Annotated in this window: 16 protein-coding genes and 1 tRNA gene; 7 read left to right on the plus strand and 10 right to left on the minus strand. The window is 49.3% G+C overall.

What is annotated here, in order from left to right:
* The first annotated feature begins 200 nt into the window (after nucleotides 1-200).
* Nucleotides 201-692, plus strand: coding sequence for an Lrp/AsnC family transcriptional regulator (locus tag AC07OI_RS29025; protein ID WP_495259564.1), 492 nt, complete (start codon nucleotides 201-203; stop codon nucleotides 690-692).
* 257 nt (nucleotides 693-949) lie between these two features.
* A complete protein-coding gene (locus tag AC07OI_RS29030) occupies nucleotides 950-1459 on the plus strand; it encodes a hypothetical protein (protein WP_495259565.1) in 510 nt (169 codons plus the stop codon).
* Nucleotides 1460-1806: 347 nt separating this feature from the next.
* On the opposite strand, the gene AC07OI_RS29035 is transcribed toward AC07OI_RS29030, so the two are convergent.
* From AC07OI_RS29035 to AC07OI_RS29045, 3 genes are all read right to left on the minus strand, one after another.
* Nucleotides 1807-1896 (minus strand) — tRNA-Ser (locus AC07OI_RS29035).
* 118 nt (nucleotides 1897-2014) lie between these two features.
* The gene (locus AC07OI_RS29040) at nucleotides 2015-2479 is read right to left on the minus strand and encodes a rhodanese-like domain-containing protein (protein WP_495259566.1); all 465 of its coding nucleotides are present in this window, start codon (nucleotides 2477-2479) and stop codon (nucleotides 2015-2017) included.
* Nucleotides 2480-2737: 258 nt separating this feature from the next.
* Complete coding sequence (locus AC07OI_RS29045; RefSeq protein WP_495259567.1) at nucleotides 2738-5650, minus strand: EAL domain-containing protein; 2913 nt, start codon at nucleotides 5648-5650, stop codon at nucleotides 2738-2740.
* Nucleotides 5651-6248: 598 nt separating this feature from the next.
* On the opposite strand from AC07OI_RS29045, the gene glnA reads away from it, so the two are divergent.
* The 4 genes from glnA to ntrC all read left to right on the plus strand — a co-directional run bounded on the left by glnA (nucleotide 6249) and on the right by ntrC (nucleotide 11053).
* The gene (gene glnA, locus AC07OI_RS29050; RefSeq protein ID WP_422952306.1) at nucleotides 6249-7664 is read left to right on the plus strand and encodes a type I glutamate--ammonia ligase; all 1416 of its coding nucleotides are present in this window, start codon (nucleotides 6249-6251) and stop codon (nucleotides 7662-7664) included.
* A gap of 151 nt (nucleotides 7665-7815) precedes the next feature.
* Nucleotides 7816-8292 carry a DUF4124 domain-containing protein gene (locus AC07OI_RS29055; RefSeq protein ID WP_492709399.1) on the plus strand — a complete coding sequence of 159 codons (477 nt, stop codon included), beginning with the start codon at nucleotides 7816-7818 and terminating at the stop codon, nucleotides 8290-8292.
* An 86-nt stretch (nucleotides 8293-8378) separates the two neighbouring features.
* Nucleotides 8379-9452: a nitrogen regulation protein NR(II) gene (glnL, locus tag AC07OI_RS29060; RefSeq protein WP_492709400.1), complete on the plus strand. Its 1074-nt coding sequence runs from the start codon at nucleotides 8379-8381 to the stop codon at nucleotides 9450-9452.
* A gap of 77 nt (nucleotides 9453-9529) precedes the next feature.
* Nucleotides 9530-11053 carry a nitrogen regulation protein NR(I) gene (gene ntrC, locus AC07OI_RS29065; protein WP_495259568.1) on the plus strand — a complete coding sequence of 508 codons (1524 nt, stop codon included), beginning with the start codon at nucleotides 9530-9532 and terminating at the stop codon, nucleotides 11051-11053.
* 52 nt (nucleotides 11054-11105) lie between these two features.
* On the opposite strand, the gene AC07OI_RS29070 is transcribed toward ntrC, so the two are convergent.
* The 5 genes from AC07OI_RS29070 to AC07OI_RS29090 all read right to left on the minus strand — a co-directional run bounded on the left by AC07OI_RS29070 (nucleotide 11106) and on the right by AC07OI_RS29090 (nucleotide 14548).
* Entirely contained in the window at nucleotides 11106-11630 is a 525-nt protein-coding gene (locus AC07OI_RS29070) for a phosphatidylglycerophosphatase A family protein (RefSeq protein ID WP_495259569.1), read from the minus strand.
* On the minus strand, nucleotides 11627-12595 hold the full coding sequence (gene thiL / locus AC07OI_RS29075) for a thiamine-phosphate kinase (protein WP_495259570.1): 969 nt from the start codon (nucleotides 12593-12595) through the stop codon (nucleotides 11627-11629). The genes AC07OI_RS29070 and thiL overlap by 4 nt, the downstream gene beginning before the upstream one ends.
* 74 nt (nucleotides 12596-12669) lie before the next feature.
* Nucleotides 12670-13857: an FAD-dependent oxidoreductase gene (locus AC07OI_RS29080; protein WP_495259571.1), complete on the minus strand. Its 1188-nt coding sequence runs from the start codon at nucleotides 13855-13857 to the stop codon at nucleotides 12670-12672.
* A gap of 7 nt (nucleotides 13858-13864) precedes the next feature.
* Complete coding sequence (locus AC07OI_RS29085) at nucleotides 13865-14029, minus strand: rubredoxin (protein WP_110258335.1); 165 nt, start codon at nucleotides 14027-14029, stop codon at nucleotides 13865-13867.
* 39 nt (nucleotides 14030-14068) lie between these two features.
* Nucleotides 14069-14548, minus strand: coding sequence for a rubrerythrin family protein (locus tag AC07OI_RS29090; protein ID WP_495259572.1), 480 nt, complete (start codon nucleotides 14546-14548; stop codon nucleotides 14069-14071).
* A 273-nt stretch (nucleotides 14549-14821) separates the two neighbouring features.
* Between AC07OI_RS29090 and AC07OI_RS29095 the strand changes: the two genes are divergently transcribed.
* Complete coding sequence (locus tag AC07OI_RS29095) at nucleotides 14822-17131, plus strand: NADP-dependent malic enzyme (RefSeq protein ID WP_492709410.1); 2310 nt, start codon at nucleotides 14822-14824, stop codon at nucleotides 17129-17131.
* 92 nt (nucleotides 17132-17223) lie between these two features.
* Here the strand turns inward: AC07OI_RS29095 and AC07OI_RS29100 are convergent, their stop codons facing one another.
* On the minus strand, nucleotides 17224-18129 hold the full coding sequence (locus tag AC07OI_RS29100) for a 5'-nucleotidase (RefSeq protein WP_492709412.1): 906 nt from the start codon (nucleotides 18127-18129) through the stop codon (nucleotides 17224-17226).
* Nucleotides 18130-18193: 64 nt separating this feature from the next.
* Nucleotides 18194-18847, minus strand: coding sequence for a DNA oxidative demethylase AlkB (gene alkB / locus AC07OI_RS29105; protein ID WP_495259573.1), 654 nt, complete (start codon nucleotides 18845-18847; stop codon nucleotides 18194-18196).
* Nucleotides 18848-19294: the final 447 nt, after the last annotated feature.

The following is a 19294-nucleotide window of genomic DNA, read 5'->3' on the forward strand; positions in this document are numbered from 1 at the left end:
TAGAAATTATTATCGCGCTCGGTAGATGGAATTGCTGTGCTTTATTAGCATGTGGAGCGACATATAATTAGAATAACAGACTAAAAATCGATGAAATAAAGGATTAATAGACTCAATTTATCTTTGTTTAAGTGAATTACCTTTGTCTGCCACGCTAACGGCAAGTATGATTTGAGCGAAAGGACTAAGGGAAATTTAAAATGAATGGAAAAAAACAGTATCTGGAACTGGACGATACAGACCGAACCATCCTGAGTCTTTTGCAGCAGGACGGCACCCTATCCAATCCCAAGCTGGCAGAACATGTCTCGCTAAGCGTGACACCCTGCTGGCGCAGGCTGAAGCGCTTGGAGCAGGAAGGCTTTATCACCAGCTATCAGGCCAATCTGGATCGCCGCAAATTGGGCCTCGATGTTCTGGCTTTTGTCCAAGTGAGTTTTGCGATCGTCACCGATGTATCTATCAAGCATTTCGAGGAATTGATCCTGACTCACCCACAAGTCTTGTCCTGCCATAAGGTGACGGGTGAGGCAGATTACCTGCTACAGGTAGTAGCAGAGAACCTCGATGCTTACAGCGATTTTGTAGAGAATGTCCTGCGCGTCATCCCCGGGATCAGCATGATCCACTCCAGCCTGGCAATGCGCGAAATAAAATCATCGACCCGGCTTCCAATAATTGGAGGCAGATAAAATGTGAATAAGGGCAATACAGATAGAGAAGTTGGCCTTCGAATTTCATTTCAATCTAATTAATTTTGTTGGCGAAATGAAATCAAATTGCAATTACGCTTTTCACGATTTATTTTATGCCTTAAAAAAGCAGGACATTTTCTTGAAAGCAAAGGTGCAAGCGGGTTTTGAGAGTTTCTCTTGAAATGTTATGCGACACTCGTTCGATTCGCCCATCACGGTGCGGTGGCGGATATATCTAGTTAGGGCCCATTACGATGAAATTCATCATTTGTGCATTATTCATTCTGATAAGCACAGCCTTTTCAGCAAGTGCTACAACAGTCAAAACAAAATTATTCTCCATTGATGTACCTGATGAGTGGGAAATAGAGGACAACAGGACAAGTATTTTTCTTGCCTTCGGCAGCAATGTAGTGGATAGAGCACCGTTACCATTTTTATCTGTTCAGTATTGTCAAAACGATGTTCCAAAAGAAAATTCATCGTACCCTCGCTGCAATTTACCGTGCTCCGAAGAAGCAAACAATTTGATATCTGGCTTTCCACAGAAAGATGTGCAGTTTTCTCCTGTGAAGAAAAACGAAAAAAAGAACGGTGTGACTGAATACAGCTCAGAACTAGCTTCTCCCGTCGTGGTTTCAACTTTCGTTGCGTTGTCGTGCAACAGTAAAGGCCAAGTTCATGTTTCGCTTTCATCTGATTCGCCCAGACCGGTCGCAAAGCTATCGTTTGCGAAAATATTGGCGTCTTTGAAATGGAATTAGGCTCTAACATGACATTCGAGTTTGCGCCACTTCGTTCCGCCAGACGCGCAAGCGTGCCGCTCAATTTTGCGTTAAATTTAATATGAAAAAATTAGTGGCTTCATCGGTATTCTGACAATAAGCTACTGTGCAATCGCAGAAGATAGAAATTATGGAGATTCTTTTAATCTAGGGTATGGGATCGCAAAAAATAATGATGCGATATAAGCAGGTGTAAGGTAATTGGACTTGATCAGCTAAACAATCTTGCCCAAGGTAAATTGAGCTGGATATTATTTGTCGATAAAGATTAATTTTGTACAAAAAGAAAAAGCCCTTGATTATTCATCAAGGGCTTTTCATATTCATGGCGGAGAAGGGGGGATTCGAACCCCCGGTAGGGATAAACCTACGCACGCTTTCCAGGCGTGTGACTTAAACCACTCATCCACCTCTCCTGCATTCGCTAAAACTTGCCGTAACAGCGAAGTCCGCTATTCTAGCAAAGCAAACTTCATTATGGAAGCTTTTTTCTTGTTTTTTGTAAATCTTGCTATGCGCTAAGTCAATGTTAAGTCAGGCACCCAGCCATGGCAGGCCGTTTTGGCACCAGCCGCCTACGGTTTTTCTGTGGCCTTGTTCGTCCTTGTCGCCTTCAAAGCCTTGCAGGATGTCAAAGCAATTGGCGTAGCCGTTCTCTGTTGCCAGCTTGGCGCCGTGGCGTGAGCGTACGCCTGAGCGGCAGAGGAAGAGGATGACGCTGTCCTTGTCGGGCACGCTGGCTTGCAGTTGTGCGAGAAAGTCGGGGTTGGGTGTGCCGCCCGGATAGAGGCTCCATTGCACGGCCAGGTGTTGGGCTTCGCTGATGTTGACTCTGCCTACCCAGTCGCGTTCTGCATTGGTGCGTACATCGACGAGTAATATTTTGCTGTCATTTTGCAGCAGCGCAAAGGCTTCTTTTGGCGTGACTGCACCTGCGTATGGCAAGGCTTGTTCCTGGCCGCGCTGGCGTGCTGTTTGCAGGGTTAGTTCTGTGGACATGGTGGTTCCCTTATTGAAAATAGCGATTGCAAAAAAAGTACTTCTGATGTGTCCGCTAGTTTATATCAGGACTTGCGCAAAATTGTCCCAGCAAGGCTGCCGCTTTAGGAAGCCTCCCTTACAAGGGAGGCTCGTTACGTCGGCAGTCAACATGTTGTCTGAAACCCCGACTACACCGCGGCGACGAAGACAGTACTTTAGTACCGAATTTGCTAAATACAGGAGCTGCAACGTAGCTGGGGCGGTTTTGCGTAAGTCCTATATTAAATCGGCACTGGGTTTGCCGTACAGATAACCCTGATAGGAAAGGCAGCCTTGCTGCTGCAGGAAGTCGCGCTGGGCTGCGGTCTCTACGCCTTCGGCAATCACAGCCAGGCCCAGGCTCTGGCCTAGGGCGATAATGGTCCTGGTGATGACTGCATCATTGTTGTTGCTGAGGATGTCGCGCACAAAGGACTGGTCTATCTTGAGCTGGTCCAGCGGCAGGCGCTTGAGATAGGAGAGGGATGAGTAACCGGTGCCAAAGTCATCGAGTGAGAAGCCTACACCTCTGGCTTTGAGTTGATTCATCTTGTCTATGGTTTCTTCTACATTATCGACGAGCAGGCTTTCTGTCAGCTCGAGTTTGAGTTTGCTGGCGTCGATCTGGTAGTGCCTGATGTTGTCGAGCACTAGTGTGACAAAGTCGTTTTGCCTGAATTGACGTGCACTGACATTGACGGCCAGAGTGCGGTTTGTTGTGTCATCGTTGTTTTGCCATTCCGCCAGTTTGGCGCAGGCAGTTTTTAATATCCATGCGCCAAGGCTGAGGATGAGACCTGATTCTTCTGCCAAGGGGATAAAGTCAGATGGTGGAACCAGACCTTTTTGCGGATGCTGCCAGCGCACCAGGGCTTCTGCGCCTGTGACTTGCCCGGTGCTGCTGACTTGTGGCTGATAATATAAAACGAATTGTTCTTGTTGCAGACCCTGGCGCATGTCTGCTTCTAATATTGCGCGGGTGTTGACGATATCCAGCATGTCTTTGTCAAAGAAGCGGAAGTTATTGCCGCCACTGGATTTTGCTTCATACATGGCGACTTCAACTTGTTTGAGCAGTTCTTCGGCTGAGGTGCTTTGTTTATCAAACAGGGTGATGCCTATGCTGGCGCTGCTGTGATATTCACTGTGCTCTAAATCATAAGGGGCGCGCAGGTCCGCCAGGATTTTGGTGACGATCATTTGTACTTCTATGGCGGTTTCCCTGACGTTGTCGCTCAGTTCTTCGAGCAGCAAGACAAATTCATCACCGCCATAGCGTGCCAGGGTATCGCCCTTGCGTATGCTGTGGGCCAGACGTTTTGCGGCAACTTGCAAGAGCATGTCGCCCTTGCCGTGGCCACTGCTGTCATTGATGGTCTTGAAATTATCAAGGTCAAGGAATAGCACTGCGCCATACAGATTGCTGCGGCTTTTTGCGAGGAGGCTGTGTTGTAGCCGGTCTATCAGCAGGCGGCGGTTGGCCAGACCGGTTAAAGGATCATGGTAGGCCAGGTGTTCAAGTTTGGCTTCGGTGGCTTTTCTTTGGGTGATGTCTAGCATGGTGGCGACATAGTTAACCACTTTGCCGCTGGCGTTTTTGACTGCAGTGATGGTCAGCCATTCTGGATAGACTTCGCCATTTTTCCGGCGGTTCCAGATTTCGCCTTGCCAATAGGCATTGGCGTCAAGCTGCTTGCCCATTTCTTCATAATAGCTGGCCCCATGCAGGCCCGACTTGAGCAGGCTGGTCTGTTTGCCAAGCGCTTCTTCACGGCTATAGCCTGTGATGCGCGTAAAGGCCTGGTTGATGCGCACGATAGTGCGGCGCTCGTCAGTGATGACCATACCTTCTTGCGCTTCAAAGGCAATGGCAGCGATGCGCAAGTCTTCTTCTATGTGTTTGCGTTCGGTGATGTCTTGCACCGTGCCCATGTGCCTGGCGCTCTGTGCGTCATACTGTGAATGTAGCCAGCGCACTTCACCTTCGAGAATAATACGGTGCTCTATGCTTGCATCTTTGCCTGCTTGTACCTGGCTCCAAAAAATCTTGACTGCCTGGATGTCGTCAGGATGGGTGCGTTGCATGAGGCCGGCGCAATCGATATTGCTGCCATTGGCATAACCAAGTATGCGGCGCGCCTCGTCTGAATAGCGCCACTCTTCTGCATTATTGCCTATGCTCCAGTTGCCTGTTTTTGAAATGATCTGGGCATGGCGCAAGTCTGTTTCGCGCTGTGCCAATTCTGCAGTTCTTTTGCTGACGATTTTTTTCAGGTTCTTTCTTTGCTCACGTGCATCAAGCAAGAGTTTTACCAGGCAGGCCAGCATGAAACTGAACAAAAGCCCTACGCTGTTGTAAAGTAGTAGTGGTTTGTTCTGGATGACAGAGTTTTTTGGTGATAGCTCTAGTGTCCATTCTGCATTTGGCAATTTGATTGCATAGCGGAGGTAATTTGTTGTTGTAAATCCATCTGACTTTTCTATAACTTGCCTGAGCCGTGTACCCGGATGAACGCGCGACAATTCATAGTCATAACCCCGTTCGTTTAGTTTTGACAACCCGGTGTCGGCAAGCAGGGTTTTCAGATCAATGGCAGCCGAGATCAGGCCCCAGAATTGAGGCGCTTTGTTTGCGTCGATGGGGTCTTCAAGATAGACGGGCAGGCGGGCTATGATGCCAGTGCTGCCATTAGTAAGGGGGAGTGGCCCCGCAAGTGTCAGATGGTGGCTGTCCTTGGCGAGTTGCGCCTCAGCTTTGCGTATGGGATCGGCCAGCAGGTCTATTCCCAGACCGTCATTGCGCCATTCTATTGGTGCGACTTCACTGGTGATGCCGTCTGGAGCAAGATACAAAGCGGCAATTTGCGGATGATACTGCAGAATATTGTCTGCAAAACGTCCAAAGTGCCGTACCCGGCCATTGCTGTCAGCAACCATGGCAGCCAGTGCATAGCTTGCTGATAACGCGCTATACATATTGTTTTGCAGGTTGACCGCTTGTGAGCGTGCCAGATCGTAAGCAAGCTGGCGTTCTTCCTGCTTTGCACCTTCGTCCAGTTTGACGATGATGGCGGCGCTTGCCAATATTGTCAGCGCGAAGGTGAGCAGGGCAAACAGCATGGGTTTGCGCAGGTAAGGGTGAGGCGACATAATGAGATTTGGGTATGGGAGCGAACGCCCGTGCACTGGTCCATAACTGTTTAAGATGCAGGCGGGGGCATCGCCACCTGAAATACCATCACAGTCTAAATGAGAGTGAGTCGCATATAGAGAAATACCAAAGAATGTTGATTTTGGTCAATATTGCCAATTGAGTATTTAGCTTAATTGCTTCAATTGCATGTACTCAATAGGCGCGATGCAATCGACACTTTGCGCGCACCAAAATAATGCAAATTGATTCTAAAAATTAAAAAACGCACCAAAATAGTAATTTAAAATTGTTTTGCGTTATTTTGGTGCGCGCATGGAGTTTATATAATGCCAAGGTACTGTGTTTTTGGCAGAGAAAACGCCACAAAAACAAGCATTTAACAAAATTCGAATTTATATGTGACTGATCTGGACGATGGCATGGTTTCTGCTATTATCCCCGGTGAGTTGAGCCGCCAGCTTAATGTCGATGTTAATAAGGTCATTAATAAGATCAATAATGCAAGGTTTGTTTGTTGGTCAATATTGCACAAAACTGGCAGGTGCAACACTCAGCAATTTCCGAATTTATTTTTAGCTCTCAGAGGAGTTTCACATGGCAATGACAGCCGCAGAAGTCTTGAAAATGGCGAAAGATAACGAAGTCAAATTCGTTGATTTTCGCTTTGCTGATACCCGAGGCAAAGAACAGCACGTAACTGTTCCAATTTCCCAGTTCGACATCGATAAATTCGAATCTGGCCACGCATTCGACGGCTCGTCCATCGCTGGCTGGAAAGGCATTGAAGCATCCGACATGTTGTTGATGCCTGATCCATCTACTGCCAACATTGATCCATTTTTTGAAGAAACCACATTGTTCATGCAATGTGACGTGATCGAGCCATCTGATGGCAAAGGTTACGACCGTGACCCACGTTCCATCGCGAAACGTGCTGAAGCTTATTTGAAATCCTCAGGCATTGGTGATACAGCTTACTTTGGCCCGGAACCAGAATTTTTCATTTTTGACAGCGTGCGCTGGAAAGTGGATATGTCTGGCTGTTTCGTCAAGATTGATTCTGACGAAGCTTCCTGGACTACAGGCGAAAAACTGGAAGGTGGCAATACCGGTCACCGTCCAACGGTTAAAGGCGGTTACTTCCCGGTTCCTCCGGTCGACAGCTTCCAGGACATGCGTTCTGAAATGTGCCTGATCCTGGAATCCCTGGGTATCCCGGTTGAAGTGCATCACCATGAAGTGGCTGGCGCTGGTCAAAATGAGATCGGCACCAAGTTCTCTACTCTGGTCGAACGCGCTGACTGGACACAAAACCTGAAGTACGTGGTTTGGAACGTTGCCCATACATATGGCAAGACAGCGACTTTCATGCCTAAACCTATCGTTGGCGACAACGGTTCTGGCATGCACGTGCATCAATCCATCTGGAAAGATGGCAAAAACCTGTTTGCTGGCGACGGCTATGCTGGTTTGTCTGATTTCGCCCTGTACTACATCGGCGGTATCATCAAGCATGCTAAAGCATTGAATGCGATTACTAACCCAGGTACCAACTCATACAAGCGTCTGGTTCCAGGCTATGAAGCTCCAGTAAAACTGGCTTACTCTGCACGTAACCGTTCTGCTTCCATCCGTATTCCTTATGTTGCCAATCCAAAAGGCCGCCGTATTGAAACACGTTTCCCTGATCCACTGGCTAACCCATACCTGTGCTTTTCTGCACTGATGATGGCGGGTCTGGACGGCGTACAGAACAAGATCCATCCTGGTGAAGCTGCCAGCAAAGATCTGTACCATTTGCCACCAGAAGAAGATGCATTGATCCCTACAGTGTGCGCATCTTTGGAAGAAGCACTGGACGCGCTGAACAAAGACCGCGAGTTCCTGACACGTGGCGGTGTATTCAGCGACAGCATGATCGATGCCTACATTGATTTGAAAATGCAAGAAGTACAACGCTTCCGCATGACAACTCATCCAGTTGAATTCGACATGTATTATTCTCTGTAATTACTCTCTGTAATCAGGGTAAAACACGAAAAAGCGGGGGCAACCCCGCTTTTTTTGTTACAAATGCTAATTTGTTCGTAATTGTGTTGCACGGCTGCATGACATACACTTACAGTCTATCAATGAATATTGCTTATTTATGAACCGACTCTTGTCAGGATTACTTCTCTTTATTGGCGTGCAAGCCTATGCGCATGCACAGGCTGAGGTGTATCTGTGCGTCGACGATAATGGCAAAAAAGAATACAAGAACACTGGTGCCGTCAAAGGTTGCAAGAAAGTCGATTTGCAAGGCATTACAGTTATTCCCACTCCGACAGCACCCGCTGCTGGCAAAAAGCCCCAGGGCAAGCCAGCCAGTAGCCCCAGCGATTTCCCCAAAGTAGATGACAGCACGCAAAAAGCAAGGGATTCTGACCGCAAACAGATTTTGCAGGATGAATTGAAGACAGAAGAACAAAAACTGGCGAACATCAAGAAGGAATACAATAATGGTGAGCCGGAGCGCCGTGGTGATGAAAGAAATTTCGCCAAATATCAGGAACGCACCAATTTGATGAAAGAAGACATCAGCCGCACCGAAAAAAACATAGAAGCACTGAAACGTGAAATTGCTAATGCAAAATAAGTTGCCAGTGTGAACGGCAAATATGCTGTTCGGGCATGATGCTTGCGTAAAGGTCGCTCTGTGCGGCCTTTTTTTATGGACAAGTTGTGAAAACTCCACTTACCTCATTTGCTGGCCTGGACTTGCTGACTTCAGCCGTGATTGTGCTGGATGCCGAAGGATGCATTTTATTTGCCAATGCTGCTGCTGAAAACCTGCTCGACTCATCCTTCAAATCACTGACGCATTTGAAGCTGACCGACCTGTTCCTGAACGGCCAGGAATTGACTGCAGTCTTCCATCAGGCAGTTGCCCATCAGTTCGCTGACAAGCGCCAGGACTTGACGCTGGAGCGGGCGGGGCGGGATGCTTTGCATGTGCACAGCATAGTCACTGCACTCGATAATCCCGAGACGCCGGTACTGATAGAGCTGCGTGAAAACGTGCAGCAACTCAAGCTCGACAGGGAAGAGCGCATGCTCGACCAGAGCAAGGCCAACAAAGAATTGATCCGCAATCTGGCGCACGAAATCAAGAATCCTCTCGGTGGCATACGCGGGGCAGCGCAACTGCTGGAGCTGGAATTGCCCGAGCGCCACCTGCGTGAATTGCGTGAATATACCCAGGTCATCATCAAGGAAGCGGACAGGTTGCAGACCCTGGTGGATCGCCTGTTGGCACCGCATCGTTTGCCACATATCGTTGGTGACGTGAATATCCATGAAGTGTGTGAGCGGGTGCGCAGCCTGATAGTCGCAGAATTCCCGCAGGGGCTGACGATAGGGCGCGACTATGACTTATCGATACCTGAATTTCGTGGTGACAAAGAACAACTGATACAAACCGTCCTGAACATCGCCCACAATGCGGCGCAAGCCCTGAATGACAGAATCAAACAGGGTGACGCCGTGCTGACTTTCAAGTCGCGCGTGGTGCGCCAGATCACCTTGGCCAAGGTTCGTTACAGGCTGGCATTAGACTTGCATATCATAGATAACGGTCCGGGCATCCCACCTGAGATTCGCAATCGTATTTTCTACCCCCTGGTATCAGGCAAGGAAGGCGGTAGCGGTTTGGGGTTGACGCTGGCACAGACTTTCGTTGAACAACATATGGGTGTCATCGAATGTGAGAGCCGGCCAGGATGTACGGATTTCCGGATACTGATACCACTACCTTAAATAAGGGTGTGGCAAAGTGGCGGCACCAAAAGTGCTCCTTCTATCGACATGCTTAACACAGACTGCAAAACGACAATATGAAACCAATCTGGATAGTGGACGACGACGATTCAATTCGCTGGGTGCTGGAAAAGGCGCTGGCGAGAGAGAATCTGGCAACCCGCAGCTTCACCAACGCAAGAGATGCGATGAATGCCTTGCAAAGCGATACGCCGCAAGTGCTGGTGTCTGATATACGGATGCACGGCGCATCCGGCCTTGAACTCTTGCAAACCGTCAAAGCCAAATATCCCGGTTTGCCTGTGATTATCATGACGGCGTTTTCTGATCTTGAATCGGCAGTGGCGGCTTTTCAGGGTGGGGCTTTTGAATACCTGGCCAAGCCTTTTGATCTGGACAAGGCAGTTGAGCTGATACGTCGCGCCATGGATGAAAGCCTGCGTGAATCCAGTGTAGAGCAAAACATTTCAGAGACACCTGAGATACTTGGTCAGGCACCTGCCATGCAAGACGTATTTCGCGCCATAGGCAGGTTGTCGCAATCGAATGTGACGGTACTGATTACAGGTGAGTCAGGTAGTGGTAAGGAATTGGTGGCGCGTGCCTTGCATAAGCACAGCCCACGTTCTTCACAGCCTTTTATCGCTTTGAATACTGCAGCGATCCCTAAGGATTTGCTGGAGTCAGAATTATTTGGTCACGAGCGCGGTGCCTTTACTGGCGCACAAACCACGCGCCGTGGTCGCTTTGAGCAGGCCGAGGGTGGCACGCTGTTCCTGGATGAAATTGGCGACATGCCTTTTGATTTGCAAACACGCTTGTTGCGGGTTTTGTCAGACGGCCATTTTTATCGCGTTGGTGGACACCAGCCCATGAAGGCGAATGTGCGGGTGATAGCAGCGACTCACCAAAACTTGGAAACCCGCGTCAAAGATGGCCTGTTCCGCGAAGACTTGTATCACCGCCTGAACGTCATCCGTCTGCGTCTGCCCAGCTTGCGCGAGCGCCGTGAAGATATCCCGCTACTGACTAAATACTTCCTGAATCAGAGTGCCAAGCAACTGGGGGTGGATGTCAAGCGCATGTCCGAGCCAGCATTGCAATTTTTGTCCAGCCTGGATTTTCCAGGTAATGTTCGGCAACTGGAAAATCTGTGCAACTGGATCACCGTCATGGCACCGGGCCAGACGGTGGAAGTGCCTGATCTGCCACAAGATCTGGTGCCGATTGCAACAAATGCGGCAAGTGCAGTTCAGACGCCAGTTAGCAGTAGTGTTAATGAAGCATATGGCAGGAGTAGTGAGCATCTGCCAGGCCAGCCGGCACAGGTCAATGGCAGCGCGTACCCGGAAAAGCCGGTGTACCGGAGCGGTGAAAGCTGGGTTTCTTTGCTGGAGGCCGAAGCAACAGCCATGCTGGCAGAAGGGCAGTCAGAAGTCATTGACAAGCTGGGTCGTTGCTTTGAATCTGTCGTCATCAAGGCTGCATTGCGTCATACCCATGGCCGCAAGAATGATGCGGCAATACGCCTGGGCATAGGCAGGAATACCATCACCCGCAAGATTCAGGAGTTGGGGATAGATGGGGTGAAGGACGAGTAGTTTTAGATTTAAATGAATAAAGAATAATGGCTGCAATTTGCAGCCATTATTGTTAGAAATTGCGCCAGAGTGCGAAGCTCAGCAGGCAGAAGAAAGCCGCCACAATATCATCCCACATGACACCAAAGCCACCTTTGAAGCGGCGGTCAAAATAGCCTATCGGTGGCGGTTTGACCATGTCAAAAAAACGGAAGCCGATAAAAGCCCAGAGCTGGGTTTGCCAATCCGCAGGTACGATGAATAGCAATACCAGCCAGAAGGCAATGATCTCGTCCCAGACCATGCTGCCATGATCGGCAATACCCATGTTTTTGCCGGTGACATGGCAGGCCCAGACACCGACACCAAAACCAATGACGATGATGATGAGCCAGTTAATCGTGGTAAATACGTCGGGCCAACGGCTAGAGAATACATAAAAACTCAACCATGCAAACAGGGTGCCCGATGTACCGGGCATAATGGGTGACAAGCCGCTGCCAAACCCTTGGGCCAGAATATGGGCTGGATGCCGCATCATGAAACGCCAGCCAGGATTGGTGACGATGGCTGTCTGGCCGTGTTCTAAAGTGCTCATGGATTAACGAAGTGATCGAAGGATTTATATTGCAGATGCACTGGCTTGCCATCGTTATCAACCAGGCGCAAACCGGCATGTGCTTCTATCTGGCCTATGCGTGTAACAGCAGTGTGCGATTTTTCCGCAACTGCGATGACTTGTTCTCTGTTGCTGGCGGGAGCCGTAAAGCACAGTTCATAATCATCGCCACCATTCAGGGTAAATTGTCTGCGCAATTCTTGTGGCTGCATTTTCAGTACTGGGCCAGCAGGCAACTGGTCGATAAACAGGCTGGCACCAACTTGTGATTTTTCCAGGATATGACCCAGATCACCAGCGAGACCATCAGAAATATCCAGCGCCGCATGGGCAATGCCACGCAATGCCATGCCCAGTGCAATACGCGGGCTGGGTTGGTGCATGCGTGTTGCAGCCAATTGGTGATCAGATTCACTGAGTGCGATTTCTTTCCAGTAGCCCGCTAGGGCCAGACGAGCATCGCCCAAGGTGCCGGATACCCAGATGTCGTCACCAACTTTGGCGGCATCGCGACGCAGGGCGGTACCGGGTGGCAGTTCACCAAAAATTGTGATGCAGATGTTCAGTGGGCCTTTGGTGGTGTCACCGCCTATCAGGTGGCAATGATGCTCATCTGCTAATGCCAATAAGCCGCGTGAAAATTCTGCCAGCCAATCCTGGTTTGCTTCAGGAAGTGACAGTGCCAGGGTAAAACCCAGTGGCTCAGCGCCCATGGCAGCCAGGTCAGACAAGTTCACGGCCAGGCATTTATGGCCCAGCTTGTACGGGTCAGCATTCGGGAAAAAGTGACGGCCAGACACCAGCATGTCGCTGGAAATGGCCATCTGCATGCCGGGGCTGGGGTTGAGCAGGGCGCAATCATCCCCTATGCCGAGGGCGACGCGGCTGTCTTGAATACTGTGCTGCGCAAAGTAGCGCTTGATGAGATCGAATTCGGAAAGCATGCGCGCATTGTACCTAAGCTGACTCAGGATTCAAGATAATCCCCTGAGCCTTTCTTCCAAGGCGCTTAAGCAAATCAACGCGGGCGCATTGCTTGTGCTTCTGTTAATTCTGCAATCAATGCATTTCTCGATTTGGCATCTTGCGGGGCAACTGCAAAGCCATGCAATCTTTTGTTCTCATCAAAGTAGCGGCTAGTTGTGACACCATCCGCATGATCTGATTCCCAGGTGCCTGATTTGCTGGCAGCAAGCGCGGGGGGGATCAGTGCAACTGGGTAACTTGGTGTCTTGACCAGCACGGCCGCCGGTTTCATATCTATCGTAGTCAACTGACCCGTCAGACTCAGCGCAATCGCCCGCGCTGCAGTCATGATTGGGGCAACGTAGGGCATCAGGCTTTGGCTGCCGTCTGCTTGCTTGTACTGTGCACAATCACCAAGTGCGAAGATGTCGGGCGCACTGGTCTGACCATACTCATTGATAATGATGCCGCGATCTGTCTGCAATTGTGCTGCCTGTGCCAGGCGTATATCGGCATGCAAGCCGACCGCCGACAAGACGACATCAGTGTTAAAACTCTCTCCATTGGACAGCGTCACCTGTAGAGCATTATTCAGCATATCAATCTGGCTGGCTGTGGTGCCCAGTTTGAGTTGTACACCTTTTGCATTCAGTGCGGTATGCAAGCCTTGCGAAATAGATGTCGGCGCCAGGGCTGCCAGCGGCAGGGCGTTTGGATCTATCAAGGTGACTTCATGCCCTGCACTGGCCAGGTCATCACTGAATTCACAACCTATCAAACCTGCACCGAGTATGGTGACCCTGGCTTTATCACCAGCTTGCGCCAGCTTCTCGCGAAAGACGGTATAGTCAGCCAGGTTATTGACAGACAAAACCTGGTCTGCCGCATTGCCGGCGATAGGCAGTCGTATGGCTTGCGCACCAAGCGCCAGCACCAACTGGGCATAATCAAAACTACCCACTTTGGTTTGTATGGCCTGCGCCTCTGTATTAATGCCGCTTACCAGAGTTTTGGTCAGGATAGTGGCAGTCAGTTCGGCTGCCATCTGATCTACCGTTTTGCTTTGCAATTGTTGCGGCTGCTTGCCCATTGCAAAAGCATTTGACAGCATGGGCTTGGAATAAAAGCCGCCATCATCGCCAGTGACGATCATCAAGGGTGTGGTCTTATCGAGCTTGCGGAATTCTCTGGCGACTGTATAACCAGCCAGGCCGGAACCGATGATGGCGATGGGTTTCATGGCTACCTCAGATTTCTATCATGTCAAAATCGGCTTTGGCGACGCCGCAATCGGGGCATTCCCAGTCGGCTGGAATATCATCCCAGCGTGTGCCAGCGGCGATGCCTTCTTCTGGCAAACCTTTGGATTCTTCATAGATAAAGCCGCATACGATGCATTGATAAGTTTTCATGGTGTCCTCTGTATTTTTTAATTGAATGTTTTTCGGGGCTCAGGCCTGATTGGCTTCCAGCACAGCACGGTAGTGATTGGCGTGGCGTTCCTCTACTTTGGCCAGCGCAGCAAAGCGTTTGGCGGCGATTTCTAAAGTCCGCCTAAAGTTTTCAGCGTGTTCCTTAGATTCTGCGATTTGCTCATCGTATTCAGCGACAGCAGCATGGTTGCCTTCTTCCACAGCGAGGTGGCGGAATTTTGGGTACATTTCTGTGTATTCATAAGTCTCACCTTCGATGGCAATTTCCAGTGCACGTTGCGGTGTCAGTTGGGTTTTGGGGTATAACAAATCCAGATGGCCGAAGGCATGCATGACTTCTTGATCAGCGGTTGCTTCAAATGCTTCTGCAATGTCGATTGCTCCCGCTTCACGAGCCAGTTTGGCGAAATAACGGTATTTGATATGGGCCATGGATTCGCCGGCAAAAGCGGATTCAAGGTTCTGGATAGTGACGGATGGGTTTGCCTGGGTGCTCATGATGCTCTCCTTGGTTATCTGTGGATGTTGTTTGCATTTGCTATCAACGTGAGATAGATCATAGATTTTAATAATTGATTTGAAAAGGCAATTTATCTTATTAATTCAATAGTTAAAGACTATGCATTTTTGTTTAACAGAATAAATTGCATTTGGTTATGCTTGAAAAGCATAAGAGTCGTACAAATACGTATAAAGTTAGAGGGTTCCCTCTGCTAGAATCTCTACCAGTAAGATTTCCGTAAGCAAAAAAATAGAAAGAAGGTCAAGCACATGGATTCGTCAGATCAAAAAGAGCAAATACGTCAACAATTGCGTCAGGCAGCGCTGGAATATCATGAATTTCCAACTCCTGGCAAAATCAGTGTCACTGCTACCAAGCAATTGACGAATCAACGTGATCTGGCCCTAGCGTATTCCCCTGGTGTTGCTGCGCCATGTGAAGAAATCGTCGCGGATCCAACGGCAGCTTTCAAATACACGGCCCGTGGCAACCTGGTAGGTGTCATCACCAACGGTACTGCAGTACTTGGCCTGGGTAATATCGGCCCGCTGGCATCCAAGCCGGTGATGGAAGGCAAGGGCGTACTGTTCAAGAAATTTGCCGGTATTGATGTATTTGATATCGAAATTAGTGAATCTGACCCTGACAAACTGGTAGATATCATTGCCTCACTTGAGCCTACATTTGGCGGCATCAATCTGGAGGATATCAAAGCGCCAGAATGCTTCTATATAGAACGCAAACTGCGCGAGCGCATGAAGATACCGGTCTTCCACGATGACCAGCATGGCACAGCGATTATCGTTGGTGCAGCAATCCTGAATGGTTTGAAAGTGGTTGGTAAAACGATTAAAAATACCAAGCTGGTTGTCTCTGGTGCTGGTGCAGCTGCTTTGGCTTGCCTGGACTTGATCGTCGATCTCGGCTTCCCGCTGGAAAATATATTTGTCACTGATCTGGCTGGCGTGGTTTATAAAGGCCGCGTTGAGTTGATGGATCCGGACAAAGAACGCTTCGCCCAGGAGACCTCTGCCCGTAGCCTGCGTGATGTCATGCCTGACGCAGATATTTTCCTGGGTTTGTCAGCTGCTGGCGTGTTGAAGCAGGATATGGTCAGGCTGATGGCACCAAATCCTCTGATCCTGGCTTTGGCCAACCCTACGCCAGAAATCCTGCCTGATGAAGTCAAGGCTGTGCGTGATGATGCCATCATGGCGACAGGACGTTCTGACTTCCCGAATCAAGTTAATAATGTCTTGTGCTTCCCTTACATTTTCCGTGGTGCGCTGGATTGTGGTGCAACTACCATTACACGTGAAATGGAAATCGCGGTTGTTCATGCGATTGCAGAACTTGCGCAAGCGGAGCAATCAGACGTAGTTGCATCTGCATATGGCATCAGTAATTTGTCCTTTGGCCCTGAATACCTGATACCCAAACCTTTTGATCCTCGCCTGATGATCAAGATAGCGCCAGCAGTAGCGCGTGCAGCAGAAATATGTGGCGTGGCTGCGCGTCCTATCCAGGACATGCAGGCTTATGTTGAGAAGTTGCAGCAGTTCGTCTACCACAGTGGTACTTTCATGAAGCCACTGTTCCAGATCGCCAAAAAAGCACCCGCTGACCGCAAGCGCATTGTCTATGCCGAAGGTGAAGAAGAAAAAGTCTTGCGGGCAGTGCAGGTCATTGTTGATGAGAAACTGGCGACGCCTATCCTGGTGGGCCGTCCGCACATTCTTGATCAGCGCATAGAAAAATTTGGCTTGCGTCTGAAAGCTGGTGAAGACTTCGAGGTCATCAATCCGGAGCAAGACGACCGCTATCGCGATTACTGGCAGACCTATCACCAGATGACTGCCCGTAAAGGTGTGACTGAGCAGTATGCCAAACTGGAAATGCGCCGCCGCCATTCATTGATTGGTGCCATGATGATCCATAAGGGCGATGCAGATGGCATGATCTGCGGCACCTTTGGTACCACAGGCCTGCATCTGAATTACATCAATCAGGTATTGGGCAAGCGCGAAGGTGTGAATGTTTATGCTGCCATGAATGGCCTGGTCTTACCTGATCGCCAGGTCGTGCTGGTCGATACGCATGTCAATGAAAATCCGACGGCAGAACAAATTGCCGAGATCACGATTCTGGCAGCAGAAGAGATGCGCCGCTTTGGCCTGATGCCTAAAGCAGCCTTGCTGTCGCATTCAAATTTTGGTTCCAGCAATAGTGAATCAGCGCAAAAAATGCGCGCTGCTCTGGCAATTATCCAGCGCGATGCACCTGATCTGGAAGTTGACGGCGAAATGCATGGCGATACTGCGCTTGATACTAGCTATCGCAAGAAAATGATGCCGGATTCGACCTTGAAGAGCGATGCGAATTTGCTCGTCATGCCAAATATCGATGCAGCAAATATCGCCTATAACCTGCTGAAGACAACTGCAGGCAATAATGTCGCGATTGGTCCTATCTTGCTGGGCTGTGCCAAACCCGTGCATATTTTGACGCCATCTGCAACAGTACGCCGTATCGTCAATATGACAGCCTTGTGTGTGGTAGATGCGGTAGCACAACGCTAATCATCTTTAAGATGTAAAAAAGCCAGCCTTGATGTATGGGGCTGGCTTTTTGTTTTTCAGTGCTCTTATTTTGGCCTGCTTATTTAGCTTGCTTATTTGGCTTGTTTAACCGGCACCCGGCCAGTTGGCACAACATTCGACGCATGCAGGCAATGGCCATGTTGATCATCAAAAAACATATGCGGCTTGAAGGCTGCTAATACTGCAGACTTGTTGACGCCGCCCATGAAGAAGGTTTCATCAATAGCGATGTTCCAGGCGCGCAATGTGCGTATCACCCTTTCATGTGCGGGTGAGGCGCGCGCTGTCACCAGAGCAGTGCGTAGCGGGAAGGCACGGCCATCAGGCGCCTTGAAATTATTCTGCAGATACGACAAGGCCAGCAGCAATCTGGCGAAGGGCCCTTCTGGCAAAGGCTTCAGGGCATTTTCTCTTTCATGCAGTTCAAAGGCTTCCACACCCTGTTCCTGATAGATGCGCTCAGATTCATCTGAGAAAATGACGGCGTCACCGTCAAAGGCAATGCGAATTTGCTCAGGGTCTGCAGCATTTTCTGGCAGGCGATATAACATGGCCGACGCTACGCCTGAATTGATGGCCGCTTGCACATCATCTTCATGCAGGGATAAAAACAGGCTGACATTAAAAGCCAGCAAGTAGGGTGCCAGTGGTGATCCGCCCGATAGGGCGGCGCGTGTGATGTCCAGGCCATAGTGGGCGATGGAATTAAATATGCGCAAAGAAGTTTCGGACGAATTGCGCGACATGATGACAACTTCAACCAGCCTGTGGCCAGGTGTCAGCTCATTGAGTTTCAGTAAGGCCTTGACCAGGGCAAAAGCTGCTCCTGGTTTCAATATGCTGCTTTCTTCCTTGATCTGGTGCTGGCGATAGGCGTCCAGGCCTTGCTCCTGAAAAATCGATTCTTCCGCTTCCAGGTCAAACAGGGCGCGGGAAGAGATTCCTATGACTAAAAGATTATCTAGCGAAAATGGCATATGGGATTATTTGTCTTGTTATTTGCTGATGAATTTGGTGATGAGAAGCTAAGCGGTCTTCTGTTCACATAGCCTGACGAAACGTCAGATTGATTCTTTGTGCCCCCAGTAGTGGATGCGCTGCTTCCTTGATTGGTGCTACACCATGGTAACGCAATCTGGCTGCGCCACCCCAGATTACGACATCACCATGTGCCAGATGATAGCGCTGGACAGCATCACTGCGTTGCATACCACCAAAAAGAAATGTCGCTGGTATGCCCAGTGAGAAGGATACGATGGGTGCGCCAAATTTCTTTTCATCTTTATCCTGATGAAGGCTAAGGCGTGACCCCGGCTGATATTGATTGATCAGGCAGCTATCTGGCTTGAAGCCGGGAAAGCCAGCTTCTTGCGCCGCTTGCACGGCTAGTGAATAAAAATTGTCTGGCATGGTAGGCCAGTGCTCACCATTTTCAGGATCATATGCGCTGTAGCGATAGCCATCACTGTCTGATACCCAGCCCACCTCGCCGCAACAAGTCATGGCGACCGACATACGGTGACCATTGGGAGTGCGCATTTGCCGGAAAGGGTGCCTGCTCAATATTTGCTGTATATCATCCAGCAATGCAATTTCGTGACTCACTGAAAAATGCCTGAGTATCACCGCACCTTCGCAGATACTTTCTGTCCAGGGTTGCATATCGCTGGCGTCATCAAAGAGTGAATAGTTCATAGGCCTGCTTCTGTTTGCTCATGTCCTCATGTCATATACATACATAAGCGTAATTCATTTTTTGAAAGTTTGGCGCATAAAGAAAATTTCTCTTGCAAAACAGGTGGTGGATTTGCTATAGTTCGCCTCCCGCTGAAGAGCGGGTGCAGAAAGTGAAGTAATTCTTGGTTTGAGCGAAAGAAATGACGCGGAAAGCCAAGGTCTGAAAATATCCTGAAGTAGTAGAGATTGATTCTAAAAGATTTAATCTAAACGAAATAAAAACAGGGTGTTGACAGTAGCGAATAAGTGCTTCATAATCTCGTTTCTCTGCTGCTGATGCACACAACGCTGCGACGCAAGACTGGATGAATAAGTAGTCCGGTTGGGTAGAAAAGATTTCAGTTCTTTAACAATTAACAGTCAATAAATGTGGGCACTTGGTGAAGCGCACCAACTAACTTAGGT

The organism is Undibacterium sp. GW821-FHT07F11, assembly GCF_059418665.1.